Here is a 17,353-nt window from a genome sequence, read left to right on the forward strand (position 1 = left end):
TTCAGGAGGCGTGTATGCAGTTAAATTACAAGCAACAAGGGCAAGGCCCTAATGTTATTTTGATCCACGGACTTTTTGGATCATTAGAAAACCTAAATGTAATCGCAAAACCATTAAGTGAGCACTTTAATGTTATTAACGTTGATTTACGCAACCACGGGCTTTCTCCTCATAGTGATGAAATGAACTACCCTGCAATGGCTCAAGATATTGTCGAGTTATTAGCACATTTAAACATAGATAAAGCTCATTTAGTTGGGCATTCTATGGGTGGGAAAGTCGCAATGGAATTAGCACTAACACACCCTGAACTGGTAAATAAATTGGTTGTACTTGATATCGCACCTGTTAGTTACCCTGCTCGCCACACAAAAATATTACAAGCATTAAAAGCAGTTTCAACGCAGTCAATAGACGATAGAAAGCAAGCTGATGCAATTATGCAGCCTTATATTGAAGAGCTGGGGGTTCGACAGTTTTTACTTAAAAGCCTCGCTAAAAATGAAGAAGGTCATTTTGCATGGCGATTTAACCTAAATGTGCTTGACGAAAAATATTCGACAATCACGTCCAATGTTAATGAAAACAATTCTTGTTTATGCGATACTCTTTTCATCAAAGGTAATGATTCTGACTATATATTGCCCGAGCATCGTACTGCAATTACAGCACGCTTTAAAAACACCAAGGCTAAAATTATTCATGGCGCAGGTCATTGGCTTCATGCTCAAAAGCCTCTTGCTGTTAATAAAGCGATAAATGACTTTTTAACTGCGGTTTAAAGCAATTTTAATCGCGTGTTTTTAATTCAGCGCACTAAATATATGAATATTTATATGCTATAGTACGCGCCGTTTAATTTAAAGGTTATACGTTGATGGTCAGTCAGTTAATTAACGAATTTGATACCCTAGGGTTGTATTTTGGCTTAGCCGGTATTTTCATATTCATCGGCATGGCAATTAAAGACGTACTAAAAAGTGGCAATGTACCAAAGTTCGGACAATACATTGTTTGGGGCGTGCTCTTTTTAGGTTGTTCAGGCTTTATTGCTAAAGGGCTTATTCAAGTATTTTGGCAAGGCGCAGGTGTAGGTTAAGCATGGCGAAGTCAGAAACAGATAGAACTACACTCGATTTATTTGAATACGAAAAACGCCCAGGCAGACCTAAAACCAATCCCCTTTCTCGGGATATGCAGTTAAAGGTAAATAAACGTAATCAAATAAAAAGAGATAAAGCACGTGGTTTAAAGCGTGTTGAATTTAAAGTTTCATCGCAGTTATATCAAGCATTGAGTGATATGGCAGATGCACAAAATATTAGCCGTAGTGCGCTGATTGAAACGATTTTACAAGAAAGATTGGCTATTGATACATAAAAGGTTTTAAATCCATGGCAAGTGTAGGCATTTTTTTCGGAAGTGACACAGGTAACACAGAACACGTAGCAAAAATGATCCAAAAAGAATTGGGTAAAAAGCTAGTGGCTGTTCATGATATTGCAAAAAGCTCTAAAGAAGAGATTGCTGAATTTGATTTAATCTTATTCGGTATCCCTACTTGGTACTACGGTGAAGCTCAATGTGACTGGGATGACTTTTTTCCAGAACTTGAGGAAGTAGACTTTGAAGGTAAACTTGTTGCTATTTTTGGTTGTGGTGACCAAGAAGATTACGCTGAGTACTTTTTAGATGCAATGGGCATGATCAACGATATTGTTACTGAACGTGGCGCTATTGTTGTGGGCCATTGGCCAAGTGAAAGCTATGACTTTGAAGCGTCTAAAGGTATGGCTGATGATAAGCACTTTGTAGGTTTGGGTATCGACGAAGACCGTCAACCAGAGCTTACAGAACAACGTGTTAAAGCATGGTCTGCTCAAGTATATGAAGAAATGTGTTTAAGTGAATTAGCTGACTAATTTACTGCATATATCGCTAGCTGTTTAAATAATTATCAAACAGTTAGCGTTTTAAGCTTTAGTGGCAATATATATCAATTGTTCTTTGCACTTAACGCTTAGGCACGTTATCCTGTTTGTTGCTAATGTGTCGTGTACATCTTTGCAAGATGTCTAGTATAACCAAATAAAATTGAGACAGATTTAATGACTGATCATAACTTGGAACTTAAAAAAGCCGGTTTAAAAGTAACTTTACCGCGTATTAAAATATTAGAGATTTTACAATCTCCAGATAACCAACACATCAGTGCTGAAGATGTTTACAAAATTCTTTTGGATCTAGGTGAAGAAATTGGTCTTGCAACTGTATACCGCGTACTTAACCAATTTGATGATGCGGGTATTGTAAGCCGTCATCACTTTGAAGGCGGAAAATCAGTATTTGAACTTTCTGGAAGCACTCACCACGATCATTTAGTATGTTTGAAATGTGGCAAAGTGGTAGAGTTTGAAGATGACATGATTGAGCGTCGTCAACTAGAAATTGCTGAAGAAAATGGTATTACTCTTACAAACCATTCTTTGTATTTATACGGTGAGTGTAATGATAAAGCAGCGTGTAAAGAATTTAGCGACGCTAACAGCTAATATCGCTTTTAAAAGCAATAAAAAAACCTGCTAAGTGCAGGTTTTTTTTGTGCCTAAAAGACGATAATATTGAATATACCCAGTAAATCCTGGGTATATTTTAAGTATTACTTATTGAGTTTTAGACCATGAATCGCGAAGACCCACTGTTTGATTAAATACAACGTTCTCTGATTTAGAATCACGAGAGAAATAACCTGTACGCTCAAACTGAAAGCCCTGCTCTGCTTGTGAATTAGCAAGCGATGGTTCTAATTTAGCATTAGGTAAAACAACCAGTGACTCCGGGTTTAGCGTAGTTTCAAATTCCTCTGCAGCTGCTGGATTTGGTACGCTAAACAAGCGGTCGTATAAACGAACTTCTGCACTAATAGACTCTGGTGCTGAAACCCAATGAATAACACCTTTTACTTTACGACCATCACTTGGGTTTTTACCAAGTGTTTCGCTGTCGTAAGTACAAAAGATAGTTGTGATTTCGCCATTTTCGTCTTTTTCAACACGCTGCGCTTTAATAACATAAGCACCACGTAAGCGTACTTCTTTATCAAGTACTAAACGTTTGAATTTGTTATTCGCTTCTTCTTTAAAGTCTTCTCGTTCAATATAGATTTCACGAGTAAATGGAACATCACGACGCCCCATTTCTTCTTTATTTGGGTGATTAGCCACTGATAAAGTTTCAACTTTATCTGCATCGTAGTTTTCAATAACGATTTTAACAGGATCGAGTACAGCCATTGCACGTGGTGCATTTTCGTTTAAGTCTTCACGGATACAGGCTTCAAGCATGCCCATTTCAACCATATTCTCTTGTTTTGTTACACCAATACGCAAACAAAATTCACGGATTGAACCTGGTGTATAACCACGACGACGTAAACCTGCAATAGTAGGCATACGAGGGTCATCCCACCCTTCTACATAGTTATTTACTACTAAATCATTTAGCTTACGCTTTGACATAATAGTGTATTCAAGATTTAAGCGCGAAAACTCAATTTGCTGTGGGTGACACTCTAAACTAATGTTATCAAGTACCCAGTCGTATAAACGACGGTTATCTTGAAACTCTAATGTACATAATGAATGTGTAATACCTTCAAGCGCATCAGAAATACAGTGAGTGAAGTCATACATTGGGTAAATGCACCACTTGTCAGCTGTTTGATGATGATGAGCAAAACGTACACGGTAAATAATTGGATCGCGAAGCACCATAAATGAGCTTGCCATATCAATTTTAGCACGCAGTACACATTCACCTTCTTTGAATTCGCCAGCGCGCATTTTTTCAAATAACGCTAGGTTTTCTTCAACTGAAGTATCTCTATAAGGACTGTTTTTACCTGGCTCTTTTAATGTACCGCGGTACTGTCGTGCTTCGTCTGCAGTTAAAAAACAAACGTACGCTAAGCCTTTTTCAATAAGCTCTACTGCATAACCATATAAAGTATCAAAATAGTTAGAAGAATACTTTATGTCGCCATCCCAATTAAAGCCTAACCACTGTACATCCTCTTTAATAGAGTTAACGTAGTTAATGTCTTCTTTTTCAGGGTTTGTATCGTCAAAACGTAGGTTACATAAACCGTTGTAGTCTTTTGCGATACCAAAATTCAAACAAATTGATTTGGCATGGCCAATATGTAAAAAACCATTTGGCTCAGGTGGAAAACGTGTATGCGTTGTCGCATGTTTGCCACTTGCTAAGTCTTCATCAATTCGGGTTCTAATAAAGTTACTTGGGCGATTCTCAATTTCCGCCATAGGAGTGTGATCCTCTAAATATTACGTAATAACAAAACTAATGCATTATTACAAAAACATACACTAACATACAGCAATAGATTAAGGTTTATTTTAGATATTGATTAACTTTAATCCACTTGTTCAATTGTTTATGAATAAAATTTGTTTTAACGCAACATTTAGGTCATCAAAGCCAATTATAGTAGCTAAATAACCTACTTTATAAGGATTCTAAGATGGCGACACTTAATCAACACCGTGTATATATTCCAACTAATGCACGCGCTAACCACTATTTATTGGCTGAAATAATACCCAACGAAGCATTTTATAATAGCTTTAGCACTATAAACTGTTGCTACGAGCGTATTGCGCGTCAATTATTTGCATGTTGTGATGAGTATGAACTGCATAATGTACATTTATTAGCAAACGATAAACTACCGGTTGTACGCTTTCATGATGAGTCATATCAACTAGAAACCGACAAGCAGATGTTGTTTTTTTATAACCCTCGTTATCACGAGGCACATAAAATTTATTACTCACCAGATATAAAAAGTAAGAAAATACGTTTCTTGTTTTTAGCCACGGGTGAAGACTTACGTGCAAACTCAGCTTTGTTTCACAATAGAGTGCAAAAAGTATTAAACTTACTCCAAGAACAGTTATTTATAAATCAGCCCCAATTTAAACTTCGCGATCACCAACATCTAACTTACGATTTATTTGCTAAAGATAAGGGAAATAAAGAGAGTTATGGATATAAACTCAGAAGCCTCTACCCTCGTTATCAATCAAGGCAATGTAATATTCCTAGTGACTATACTGAAATGACTTACGCAACATTTACCATTGCGGTTTCTCGGGCCATCAAAACGCAGTTTCAAACAATGGTGAACAATAACGATGTAGAAAAGTTTTATGATTACTTTGCAGATAGTTTTAAACGCGCATGTGAACAAAACAAACTAACACACGGTGCAATGGTAGCTAATGGCGCAATACCCATCGTCCGAAACAGTAAAATAGATAAAAATGAAGGTAATGGAGAGTTACAAAAGTTGAGCTTTGATGTTGAATCAAATGAAAATCAAATTAAGTATTTTTATGAAGCAACAAAATTAGTAGAAACACTACATTTTGTTATTGTCGCAACGCAGCAGGATAAACATGAAATTGGTTATGGCCGCTTTATGAACCAAGTAGAGAAAACAATTCATGCATTATGTAACGAGCTGGCCATAAATAAGCAACGACAAGATTTGTCTGTACGCTTTTTTCAGCATATTAGTTATCCGTTCTAAATTTACCTCAATAACAAAAAGGCCCGCATAAGCGGGCCTTTTCAGAGGAAACAAGCAATTACCAGCCTGTTTTCTCTTTAAGTGCTTTACCGATTTCAGCAAGTGAACGTACAGTTTTTACGCCCGCAGCTTCTAATGCAGCAAATTTCTCATCAGCAGTACCTTTACCGCCTGCGATGATTGCGCCAGCGTGACCCATACGCTTACCTTCTGGTGCAGTAACACCAGCAATGTAAGATACTACAGGTTTAGTTACGTTAGCTTTGATGTACTCTGCAGCTTCTTCTTCTGCAGTACCACCAATTTCACCAATCATTACGATTGCTTCAGTTTGTGGATCTTTTTCGAACATTTCTAGAACGTCGATAAAGTTAGTACCTGGGATTGGATCACCACCAATACCAACACACGTAGACTGACCAAAACCAGCATCAGTAGTTTGCTTAACCGCTTCGTACGTTAAAGTACCAGAGCGAGAAACAATACCTACTTTACCAGGTTTGTGGATGTGACCAGGCATGATACCAATCTTAGTCTCACCAGGAGTAATAACACCTGGACAGTTAGGACCGATCATACGAGTACCTGTTTGATCTAGTTTAACTTTAACGTCAACCATATCAAGCGTAGGGATACCTTCAGTGATACAAACAATCAGCTCGATGCCAGCATCGATAGCTTCTAAGATTGCATCTTTACAGAAAGGAGCTGGTACGTAGATAACTGAAGCAGTTGCGCCAGTTTCTTGAACAGCATCACGAACTGTGTTGAATACAGGAAGACCAAGGTGCGTTTGACCGCCTTTACCTGGGCTTACACCACCAACCATTTGTGTACCGTACTCAAGCGCTTGCTCTGAGTGGAAAGTACCTTGGCCACCAGTGAAACCTTGACAGATAACTTTTGTATCTTTATTGATTAATACAGACATTATTTGCCCTCCGCAGCAGCAACAACTTTCTCAGCAGCGTCTGTTAGTGATTCAGCAGCAATGATATCTAGACCTGAGTTCTTAAGAACTTCACGACCTAATTCAGCATTAGTACCTTCTAAACGTACAACTACAGGTACATTTACGCCAACTTCTTTAACTGCGCCAATGATACCTTCAGCAATCATGTCACAACGTACAATACCGCCAAAGATGTTTACTAAAACAGCTTTAACATTATCGTCAGAAAGGATGATTTTGAATGCTTCAGAAACACGTTCTTTAGTCGCGCCGCCGCCAACATCTAGGAAGTTAGCCGGTTTGCCGCCGTGTAGGTTTACGATGTCCATAGTACCCATTGCTAGGCCTGCACCGTTAACCATACAACCAACATTGCCATCTAGAGCAACGTAGTTAAGCTCGAAGCTTGCTGCGTGTGCTTCACGTGCATCTTCTTGAGATGGATCGTGGAACTCACGGATTTTAGGTTGACGGTAAAGTGCATTACCATCAATACCGATTTTTCCGTCAAGACAGTGAAGGTTACCTTCGTCTGTAATTACTAACGGGTTGATCTCAAGTAGTGCGAAATCAAAATCAGTAAACATGTTACCAAGACCCATAAAGATCTTAACAAACTGCTTCATTTGTACTGGGTTAAGACCCAATTTAAAGCCTAGTTCACGTGCTTGGTAAGCTTGAGGACCCACTAATGGATCAATTTCAGCTTTGTGGATAAGCTCTGGTGTTTCTTCTGCAACAGTTTCAATTTCAACGCCGCCTTCAGTAGACGCCATGAAAACTACTTTGCGAGATGCACGGTCAACTACTGCACCTAGGTACAATTCGTTAGCAATGTCAGTACAGCTTTCAACTAAAATTTTAGCTACTGGCTGACCTTTCTCGTCTGTTTGGTAAGTAACTAGGTTTTTACCCAACCAGTTAGCTGCAAACGCTTTTACTTCGTCGATAGTTTTTACTAGCTTTACACCGCCAGCTTTACCACGTCCACCTGCGTGAACCTGAGTTTTAACAACCCACATATCACCGCCGATTTTTTCAGCAGCTGCTGCAGCTTCTTCAGGTGTATCGCAAGCGAAACCCTGAGAAACTGGTAAACCATATTCGGCAAAAAGTTGTTTTGCCTGATACTCATGCAAATTCATGATGCTTTATCCAATTTTTTATACTAAAAGAGCTGAATATTTTTTCAAATAAACAACTATCCCAAATTGCGCACCTAGTATAGATCCCAAGGCTTAACATGAAAACCCCAGTAAGACCAAAGGCGCAAAAAAAAAGCTGTGAATGTTCATTCACAGCTTACATTTCATACAACTAGATTAAACATCTAGCAATAAGCGAGTTGGATCTTCAAGTAACTCTTTAATAGTCACTAAGAAACCAACTGATTCTTTACCATCAATGATACGGTGGTCATAAGAAAGAGCTAAATACATCATAGGAAGTATTTCTACTTTACCATTTACAGCCATCGGACGGTCTTGGATTTTATGCATACCCAAAATTGAAGACTGTGGCAAGTTAATGATAGGTGTAGATAGTAATGAACCAAATACGCCGCCATTAGTAATAGTGAAATTACCACCGGTCATATCTGCAAGCGTTAGCTTACCATCACGACCTTTAAGTGCTAATTCACGAATACCCTTTTCGATTTCAGCAACAGATAGTTTGTCACAATCTTTAAGTACTGGAGTAACTAGACCACGTGGAGTAGATACTGCAATGCTGATATCAAAATAGTTATGGTAAACAATATCGTCACCATCAATTGATGCATTAACATCTGGGAAGCGTTTAAGTGCTTCAGTTACCGCTTTCACGTAGAAAGACATGAAACCTAAACGAATGCCATGACGCTTTTCAAATACTTCTTGGTACTGCTTACGAAGGCTCATGATTGGTTCCATGTTCACTTCGTTGAATGTTGTTAACATTGCAGTTGAATTTTTAGCTTCAAGAAGACGTGTAGCAATCGTTTTACGTAGGCGAGTCATAGGAACACGTTTTTGAGTACGATCGCCCATCGGTGCTGCAGGAGCAGAAGCTTCTGCTTTTTTAGCCGTTGGCGCTGGTGCTTTTAAGAACGTATCAACGTCTTCTTTAGTTACACGGCCATTTTTACCCGTGCCGTTAATTTTAGAAGCGTCTAAGCCTTTCTCAGCAATTAAACGACGAACTGATGGTGTTAACACATCTGAACTTTCGCTAGAATCTGCTGCTGGCGTTTCGTCTGCTTTTGCAGCTGGAGCCGCTGGTGCACCGCCTGCTTTAACCGAACCAATTACTTGCTCGCCTAGTACAGTATCGCCTTCGTTGTGAATGATATCACCCATGATGCCATCTTCTTGAGCTACTACTTCAAGAACAACTTTATCTGTTTCAATATCTACCAAGTTTTGGTCGCGTGTTACTGCGTCACCTGGTTGTACATGCCATGTAGCAATTGTTGCGTCTGCAACTGATTCTGGAAGTACAGGTACTTTAATGTCCACTTCTTTACCTTCTGATGCTGGTGCTGATTGCGCCGCTGGCGCGTCTTCTGATTTAGCTGGTGCTGATTCTTCTTTAGATGAACCTTCACTTGCTGGCGCTGCATCAGCATCACCAAGTAAACCCATAACTTGATCGCCAAGTACGGTTGCACCTTCTTCTTGTGATATTTCTGTAATTACACCGTCATGCTGTGCAACAACTTCTAAAACCACTTTATCTGTTTCAATGTCTACTAAGTTTTGATCGCGAGTTACTTTGTCGCCAACACTTACATGCCATGTAGCAACGGTAGCATCTGCAACCGACTCAGGAAGAACAGGAACTTTAATTTCTGTGCTCATTGCTTATCCTTTATTTTCTATAGTAAGCGCGTCGGCAACGAGCGCTTGTTGTTCTTTAGTATGTACTGACATGTAACCACACGCTGGTGATGCAGACGCTTTACGTCCTGCATATTTTAATTTAGCACCTTGTGGGATTGCATCAATAAAGTGATGTTGTGAACAATACCATGCACCTTGGTTTTGTGGCTCTTCTTGACACCATACAAAATCAGTTACGTGTTGGTAACGCTCCATAATTGTTTGCATTTCGTCATGTGGGAACGGATATAACTGCTCAACACGAACAATAGCAATATTATCTTGCTCTAGCTTACGACGCTCTTGTAATAGTTCGTAATAAACTTTACCACTACAAAATACAACGCGTTCAACTTTCTCAGGGTTAATATCATCAACTTCGTCGATCATATTATGGAAAACACCATGCGATAGCTCTTCAAGCGATGAAGTTGCAAGAGGATGACGAAGCAACGACTTAGGCGTCATAACAATCAACGGACGACGTAGTGGTCGAACTGATTGACGACGAAGCATAGCGTAAACTTGTGCAGGAGTAGATGGAACACAGACTTGCATGTTGTGATCAGCACATAGTTGTAGGAAACGCTCTAAACGAGCTGAACTATGTTCTGGACCTTGTCCTTCGTAGCCATGTGGTAACAAAATTGTAAGACCACATAAACGGCCCCATTTTTGCTCACCAGAACTTAGGAATTGGTCAAATACAACTTGTGCACCGTTGGCGAAATCACCAAACTGTGCTTCCCAAAGTACTAATGAAGTAGGCTCTGCAGTTGCATAACCGTATTCAAAAGCAACAACAGCTTCTTCAGATAAAACAGAGTCAAATACTTCAAAAGTACCTTGATCTTCGCTTAAGTGCTGTAGAGGTGTATAAGTAGCGCCGTCTGATTGACTGTGAACAACAGCATGACGATGGAAGAATGTACCACGCCCTGAATCCTGACCAGTTAAACGAATGTCAGTGCCTTCAGTTGCAATTGTTGCATAAGCAAGTGTTTCTGCCATACCCCAATCTAGAGGTTTCTCACCAGAAGCCATTAATTTACGATCATCGTAAATCTTTTTAACGCGTGACTGTGCTTTATATTGCTCTGGGTAAGAAGCGATTTTCTCACCGAGTGCTTTGAGCTCTTCAACAGGTACGCTGGCATCGTAATCAACATCCCATTCATGGCCAACATACTTTGCCCAATCTGAAGAATGCGATGTCTCTGGTTGTATTTCTGAAACAACACAGTTGCCTTCGTCTAATGCATTACGGTACTCATCAGCAAGTGCTTTTATTTCTTGTTCAGAAAAAGAGCCTTCAGCTATAAGTTGATCTGCGTATATTAAACGTGGAACTGGGTGCTTTTTAATTTTTTGGTACATAACAGGCTGAGTTGCATTAGGCTCATCAGCTTCATTGTGACCATGGCGACGGTAACATACTAAATCGATTACTACGTCACGTTTAAACTGGTTTCTGAAATCAAGTGCAATTTGAGTAACAAATGCAACTGCTTCAGGGTCATCAGAGTTAACATGGAAGATAGGTGACTGAACCATTTTAGCAATGTCAGTACAGTAATCTGTAGAGCGTACATCGTCTTGTTTTGATGTAGTAAAACCAACTTGGTTATTTACAACAATACGAATACTACCACCACAACTAAACGCGTTAGTTTGTGATAAGTTAAACGTTTCTTGTACAACACCTTGGCCTGTAACCGCAGAATCACCATGAATTGTAATTGGTAAAGCTTTAATACCAGAACTGTCACCTAAGCGATCAAGACGAGCACGTACTGAGCCCATAACAACTGGGTTTACAATTTCAAGATGAGACGGGTTAAACGCAAGCGCCATATGAACATTGCCACCTTTAGTAGCAAAGTCAGATGAATAACCCATGTGGTATTTAACATCGCCAGAACTTAATGTTTCTTTATGTTTACCAGCAAACTCATCAAATAACTCTGATGGATTTTTACCAAGTACATTTACAAGAACATTTAAACGACCACGGTGAGCCATACCAATAACAGCTTCTTGTTGGCCGCTTTCACCAGCGCGGTGAATAAGCTCTTTTAACATTGGAACTAACGCATCGCCACCTTCAAGTGAGAAACGCTTAGCACCTGGGAACTTAGCCCCTAAATATTTTTCAAGTCCGTCAGCAGCAGTTAATCCTTTTAGGATACGCAGCTTTTCGTCTTTTTCGAATTTTGGCCTAGACTGGACAGATTCTAAACGCTGTTGTAACCAACGCTTTTCCTCTGTTGATGTGATGTGCATATACTCAGCGCCAATTGAACCACAATATGTAGTTTTTAGTGCTTGGTATAGTTCACCTAAAGGCATAGTATCGCGGCCTACGGCAAACGATCCTACGTTAAACTCGCGGTCAAAATCACTTGAAGATAAGTCGTGGTACTCTAGCTCTAAATCTCGTACACGCTCTCGTTGCCAAATACCTAATGGATCTAGGTTTGCATTTTGGTGTCCACGAAAACGGAAAGCATTAATAAGTTGTAGAACTTTAACCTGTTTAAGGTCACCGCCACTACCCTCTGCTACCACTACTTCTCTATGCTTGTTTTTTGCAAGCTGTGCAAACTGCGTTCGAACTTCTGAATGTTTTACTTCAACATCCACACCATCAACTTTAGGTAATTGTTCGAACACTTCTCGCCATTCATCTGGCACAGAAGTCGCATCGTCTAAATACGCTTCATAAAGCTCTTCTACATAAGCAACGTTGCCGCCGTTTAAATGTGAAGATTCTAGCCATGCCTTCATCACACCTTCGTGCATTTATAAGCCCTTTTCTTTAGCGCAGAAATTAATAGTTATCATAACAAGATGGCTAATAATCTGTATTAGCCATCTTACGTTTACTAAGTAATCAAACCGCTCGGTTTAATAACATAGATTTGATTTGCCCAATTGCTTTAGTCGGGTTAAGACCCTTAGGACAAACGCTAACACAGTTCATGATACTGTGGCAACGGAACACACTGAACGCATCGTCTAAATCCGCTAAACGTTCTTCAGTTGCTGTATCTCGGCTATCAGCTAAGAAACGGTAAGCGTGAAGAAGGCCTGCTGGACCAATGAACTTGTCTGGATTCCACCAGAACGAAGGACACGATGTCGAACAACATGCACACAAAATACACTCATATAGCCCATCTAATTTATCACGTTCTTCAATAGATTGAAGACGCTCGCCTGCTGCAGGCTGATCATTAATTAAATAAGGTTTAACTTTTTCGTACTGAGTGTAGAACTGACTCATGTCAATAACAAGGTCACGAACCACAGGTAAGCCTGGTAATGGACGTACTACAATTTTACCTTTGCCATTTTTTTGTAGCGTAGATAAAGGAGTAATACATGCTAAACCATTTTTACCATTCATGTTAACACCATCAGATCCACACACACCTTCACGGCATGAACGACGAAAAGATAGTGTAGGATCTTGTTCTTTTAAAAGAATAAGTGCATCTAACACCATCATGTCGTGACCTTCCTCTGTTTGCAAGGTGTATTCTTGCATACGAGGAGCGTTGTCAACATCTGGATTATAACGATAAACTGAAAATTGTACTTGTGCCATCGTCTATCTCCTAGTAAACACGTGCTTTAGGTGGGAAAGCTTCACGCGTTTTAGGCGCATAGTTTACATCACGCTTACTCATTTCATCCGTTACAGGATTGAATACTGAGTGACATAACCAGTTTTCGTCATCACGATCTGGGTAGTCAAAGCGAGAATGTGCACCACGGCTTTCTGTACGGAAGTTTGCAGCTACTGCAGTTGAGTAAGCTGTTTCCATTAAGTTATCTAGTTCAAGACATTCGATACGCTGCGTATTGAAGTCTGATGATTTATCATCAAGACGAGCATGTTGCAGACGTTCACGAATTTCTTTAAGTTCTTGAAGACCTGAAGCCATTGAATCGCCTTCACGGAATACCGAGAAGTTAAGCTGCATACATTGCTGTAGGTCTTTTTTGATTTGAACTGGATCTTCACCTTGGCCAGCCGTTGAATTTTCCCAACGGTTGTAACGTGCAAGAGACGCTTCTAAATCTGACTCTGAAGCCGCTTTTGATACTTCAACATCTTTAAGGTACTTACCTAAGAAGTTACCAGCAGCACGGCCAAATACAACTAAATCTAGTAATGAGTTACCACCTAGGCGGTTTGCACCGTGTACAGATACACATGCAATCTCACCAACAGCAAATAAACCTTCAACTACTTTTTCGTTGCCTTGAGCATCGATTTGTAGTGCTTGTCCATTTACGTTAGTAGGAACACCACCCATCATATAATGACAAGTAGGAATTACTGGAATTGGCTCTTTAGCTGGATCAACGTGAGCGAAAGTTTTAGCTAAGTCACATACGCCAGGAAGACGTAGGTTAAGCGTTTCTTCACCTAAATGGTCAAGTTTCAGCTTGATATGAGGACCCCAAGGACCATCACAACCACGACCTTCACGGATTTCAGTCATCATTGAACGCGCAACAACATCACGAGACGCTAAGTCTTTTGCATTTGGTGCGTAACGTTCCATGAAGCGCTCGCCATCTTTATTTAAAAGATAACCGCCTTCACCACGACAACCTTCAGTTACTAGCGTACCAGCACCTGCAATACCCGTTGGGTGGAACTGCCACATTTCCATGTCTTGCATAGAAATACCAGCGCGTGTTGCCATACCAACACCGTCACCGGTGTTAATGTGAGCATTTGTTGTTGATGCGAATATACGACCTGCACCACCAGTGGCTAATACAACTGCTTTAGATTTGAAGAAAGTGATTTCACCTGTTTCAATCTCAATTGCTGTACACCCTACTACATCGCCATTGTCGTTTTTAACTAAGTCAAGTGCATACCACTCAGAGAATACATTTGTTTTGTTTTTAACGTTTTGTTGATATAGAAGATGAAGTAAAGCATGACCAGTACGGTCAGCTGCAGCAGCAGTACGTGCGGCTTGTTCACCACCAAAGTTTTTCGATTGACCACCGAAAGGACGTTGGTAAACACGGCCATTTTCAAAACGAGAAAATGGTAGTCCCATGTTTTCTAATTCAGTAATAGCTTCTGGGCCAGTTTGACACATGTATTCAATAGCGTCTTGGTCACCGATAAAATCGGAACCCTTAACGGTATCGTACATATGCCATTCCCAGTTGTCTTCGTGTGAATTACCAAGCGCTACTGTAATACCACCTTGAGCAGATACAGTGTGTGAGCGCGTTGGAAATACTTTAGATATTAATGCACACGTTTTGCCAGATTCTGTAATTGCTAAAGCAGCGCGCATACCAGCACCACCTGCACCAATTACTACGGCGTCAAATTCACGAACAGAATATTTCACTTAAACACCCCATAATACGATTAGACCAATAGCTACGTAAGCAACGGCCATTAGGTTTAAAACAAAACCTAATACAGCACGCAACTTCGAACACTTAACATAGTCTGTAAGAACTTGCCAAAGGCCAATGCGGGTATGAACCATAATGCAAATAAGGGTAATTAAAGTAAACCCTTTCATTGCTAGGTTAGAGAAGAGGCCTGTCCAGGCTTCGAAAGTGACTTCTGGCGTCGCTAAAAAATAGCCGATAATAAAAATCGCGTACGCGCTGATTATTAATGCCGTGGTACGTAAAGATACGAAATCTTGTACACCATCACGTTTTAGAGTTGCTTGATTTAAAACCATATCCACACCCCTGCCAATACGGCAAACACAACACCAAGAGCCATTGATACTTTAGCGCTGAGGTTACCTGATTCAAGTTCTTCCCAATGTCCCATATCCATAATCATATGACGGATGCCACCAATAAGGTGATAACCTAATACAGAAACAGTGCCCCAAGCTATAAATTTGGCAATGAATCCGTTAAACAGACCCTTGACGAATTCAAAACCTTCAGCTGAAGAGAGAGACTCAGACCAAGCCCAAATGACAAACGTTAAAGCAAAAAACAATGCAACACCGGTGACGCGGTGAAAAATTGAAGCTTTAGCCGTTGCCGGCATAGATATAGTTGTTAGATCTAGATTTACAGGTCTTTGCTTTTTCACAGTTACTTGCCCATCTTTGCTCACAGTGGAGCTCATCTACTTGTTTTTCTAAAAACCCACCAAATATTACTGATGGAACTATCAGAATAAACGTATCAAAATAGTTAAAGTTCACAAAACAGTAAATTTTAAGCTGTTAAGAATATGTTTACCCAAATACAATACGGTTTAAAACCACCGTTAGTATATATACCCATAGGACTTTTTACAATTCTTGTTTATTTAGAGATGTTTGCGAATTAGCCAATAGTATTATATTTAATTAATACCGAATATTTATTATACATATATGCATAATGTTTATAAAAATTGACTTTAACCCCCTCTTTCACGTTAAAATGCGAAGATGTGCTTAAAACAGATTTCAGAACTTTAAAATCTAAAAATCAGAATAGATATCTTAATAGGAGATACATAGCGATGGCAGATAAAAAAGCCACAGTCCATATTGATGGACTAGATCCAATCGAACTTCCAATTTATCAAGGCACTGCTGGCCAAGATGTAATCGACGTACGTACGTTAGGTTCACATGGTCACTTTACTTATGACCCAGGTTTCATGTCGACTGGTTCTTGTGAATCTGCAATCACCTATATTGATGGTGGTAAAGGTGTACTACTTCACCGTGGTTACCCAATTGAGCAATTAGCTGAAGATTCTAACTATATTGAGCTTTGCTACTTACTTTTAAATGGTGAGTTACCTTCTAAAGAACAATACGAAGTTTTTAAGAATGAAATCACTACAAGCACTATGCTTGACGAGAAAATTGCTAACTTTTTCCAAGGTTTCCGCTTTGACGCTCACCCAATGGCAATGCTTTGTGGCGTAGTGGGTGCATTATCATCTTTTTATCATGAAGACCTTGATATTACTGATGCAGAACAACGTAAAACAAGTGCAGTTAAGCTAGTTGCTAAGTTACCAACTATTGCTGCAATGGCTTATAAAACAAACATCGGCCAACCGTTTGTATACCCACGTAACGATTTAAGCTACGCAGAAAACTTCTTACACATGATGTTCTCTGTACCTGCTGAAGAATATAAAGTTAACCCTGTAACTGCTAAAGCTATGGATAAAATCTTTATGCTTCATGCAGATCATGAGCAAAATGCATCTACTTCAACAGTTCGTCTTGCTGGTTCATCAGGTGCTAACCCGTATGCATGTATTGCAGCTGGTATTGCTTCTTTATGGGGACCTGCTCACGGCGGCGCTAACGAAGCATGTTTAAACATGTTAGAAGAGATTGGCTCTGTGGACCGTATTGATGAATACGTTGCTAAAGCTAAAGACAAAGCTGACCCATTCCGCCTTATGGGCTTTGGTCACCGCGTTTACAAAAACTTCGACCCACGTGCTACAGTAATGCGTCAAACGTGTCATGAAGTTTTAGCTGAGCTAAATATCCAAGATCCACTTCTTGATATTGCTATGAAGCTTGAGCAAATTGCCCTTGAAGACCCGTACTTTGTAGAGAAGAAACTATACCCTAACGTAGATTTCTACTCTGGTATTATCTTAAAAGCGATTGGTATTCCAACAAGCATGTTCACTGTAATTTTTGCAATGGCACGTACTGTTGGTTGGATCACTCACTGGGATGAGATGCTATCTCAACCTGGTCATAAGATCAGCCGTCCTCGCCAAATGTATACTGGTTACACTCAACGTGACTACGTATCAACTGACAAACGTTAATTAGCGCTGGTTAGTTTAAAAGGCCGCATTTTGCGGCCTTTTTTATTAACAGCACTTGAGAATTATCATAAACCGATTACAATCCCTGCCTTAAAAACACTATGTAGATGAGC

General features: G+C 39.8%; 16 protein-coding genes. 7 read left to right on the forward strand and 9 right to left on the reverse strand.

Annotated elements, in window-relative coordinates; all coding sequences use genetic code 11:
• Positions 1–14: 14 nt before the first annotated feature.
• From H5092_RS11815 to fur, 5 genes are all read left to right on the forward strand, one after another.
• Complete coding sequence (locus H5092_RS11815; protein WP_002962931.1) at positions 15–782, forward strand: alpha/beta fold hydrolase; 768 nt, start codon at positions 15–17, stop codon at positions 780–782.
• Positions 783–877: 95 nt separating this feature from the next.
• Positions 878–1,099: a DUF2788 domain-containing protein gene (locus H5092_RS11820; RefSeq protein ID WP_002962930.1), complete on the forward strand. Its 222-nt coding sequence runs from the start codon at positions 878–880 to the stop codon at positions 1,097–1,099.
• A gap of 2 nt (positions 1,100–1,101) precedes the next feature.
• Entirely contained in the window at positions 1,102–1,380 is a 279-nt protein-coding gene (gene ybfE, locus H5092_RS11825; protein WP_002962928.1) for a LexA regulated protein, read from the forward strand.
• Between the two features lie 14 nt (positions 1,381–1,394).
• A complete protein-coding gene (gene fldA, locus H5092_RS11830; protein WP_007586856.1) occupies positions 1,395–1,922 on the forward strand; it encodes a flavodoxin FldA in 528 nt (175 codons plus the stop codon).
• Between the two features lie 186 nt (positions 1,923–2,108).
• Positions 2,109–2,552 carry a ferric iron uptake transcriptional regulator gene (gene fur / locus H5092_RS11835; RefSeq protein WP_002962922.1) on the forward strand — a complete coding sequence of 148 codons (444 nt, stop codon included), beginning with the start codon at positions 2,109–2,111 and terminating at the stop codon, positions 2,550–2,552.
• Positions 2,553–2,663: 111 nt separating this feature from the next.
• Here fur and glnS read toward each other — a convergent pair whose 3' ends face one another.
• A complete protein-coding gene (gene glnS / locus H5092_RS11840) occupies positions 2,664–4,322 on the reverse strand; it encodes a glutamine--tRNA ligase (protein ID WP_024596870.1) in 1,659 nt (552 codons plus the stop codon).
• Between the two features lie 218 nt (positions 4,323–4,540).
• On the opposite strand from glnS, the gene H5092_RS11845 reads away from it, so the two are divergent.
• Positions 4,541–5,611 carry a DUF3083 family protein gene (locus H5092_RS11845; protein ID WP_182733564.1) on the forward strand — a complete coding sequence of 357 codons (1,071 nt, stop codon included), beginning with the start codon at positions 4,541–4,543 and terminating at the stop codon, positions 5,609–5,611.
• Positions 5,612–5,669: 58 nt separating this feature from the next.
• On the opposite strand, the gene sucD is transcribed toward H5092_RS11845, so the two are convergent.
• The 8 genes from sucD to sdhC all read right to left on the reverse strand — a co-directional run bounded on the left by sucD (position 5,670) and on the right by sdhC (position 15,533).
• The gene (gene sucD / locus H5092_RS11850) at positions 5,670–6,542 is read right to left on the reverse strand and encodes a succinate--CoA ligase subunit alpha (protein WP_002961811.1); all 873 of its coding nucleotides are present in this window, start codon (positions 6,540–6,542) and stop codon (positions 5,670–5,672) included.
• A complete protein-coding gene (sucC, locus tag H5092_RS11855; RefSeq protein ID WP_002961809.1) occupies positions 6,542–7,708 on the reverse strand; it encodes an ADP-forming succinate--CoA ligase subunit beta in 1,167 nt (388 codons plus the stop codon). The genes sucD and sucC overlap by 1 nt, the downstream gene beginning before the upstream one ends.
• Positions 7,709–7,885: 177 nt before the next feature.
• Entirely contained in the window at positions 7,886–9,403 is a 1,518-nt protein-coding gene (gene odhB, locus H5092_RS11860; protein ID WP_182733565.1) for a 2-oxoglutarate dehydrogenase complex dihydrolipoyllysine-residue succinyltransferase, read from the reverse strand.
• A 3-nt stretch (positions 9,404–9,406) separates the two neighbouring features.
• The gene (gene sucA, locus H5092_RS11865; RefSeq protein ID WP_033021680.1) at positions 9,407–12,226 is read right to left on the reverse strand and encodes a 2-oxoglutarate dehydrogenase E1 component; all 2,820 of its coding nucleotides are present in this window, start codon (positions 12,224–12,226) and stop codon (positions 9,407–9,409) included.
• Between the two features lie 91 nt (positions 12,227–12,317).
• Positions 12,318–13,034 (reverse strand): succinate dehydrogenase iron-sulfur subunit, encoded by a 717-nt coding sequence (locus H5092_RS11870; protein WP_002961804.1) that lies wholly within the window; start codon positions 13,032–13,034, stop codon positions 12,318–12,320.
• Positions 13,035–13,044: 10 nt separating this feature from the next.
• Positions 13,045–14,817 (reverse strand): succinate dehydrogenase flavoprotein subunit, encoded by a 1,773-nt coding sequence (gene sdhA / locus H5092_RS11875; RefSeq protein WP_002961801.1) that lies wholly within the window; start codon positions 14,815–14,817, stop codon positions 13,045–13,047.
• Positions 14,818–15,165: a succinate dehydrogenase, hydrophobic membrane anchor protein gene (gene sdhD, locus H5092_RS11880; RefSeq protein WP_002961798.1), complete on the reverse strand. Its 348-nt coding sequence runs from the start codon at positions 15,163–15,165 to the stop codon at positions 14,818–14,820.
• Positions 15,156–15,533 (reverse strand): succinate dehydrogenase, cytochrome b556 subunit, encoded by a 378-nt coding sequence (gene sdhC, locus H5092_RS11885; protein WP_122975019.1) that lies wholly within the window; start codon positions 15,531–15,533, stop codon positions 15,156–15,158. Before sdhC ends, sdhD begins: the two co-directional genes overlap by 10 nt.
• A gap of 420 nt (positions 15,534–15,953) precedes the next feature.
• On the opposite strand from sdhC, the gene H5092_RS11890 reads away from it, so the two are divergent.
• Positions 15,954–17,240, forward strand: a complete 1,287-nt coding sequence (locus H5092_RS11890) for a citrate synthase (protein ID WP_002961796.1) — start codon at positions 15,954–15,956, stop codon at positions 17,238–17,240.
• Positions 17,241–17,353 lie beyond the last annotated feature (113 nt).

The sequence above is a fragment of the Pseudoalteromonas sp. SR41-7 genome (genome assembly GCF_014163935.1).
GTDB lineage: Bacteria > Pseudomonadota > Gammaproteobacteria > Enterobacterales > Alteromonadaceae > Pseudoalteromonas > Pseudoalteromonas distincta.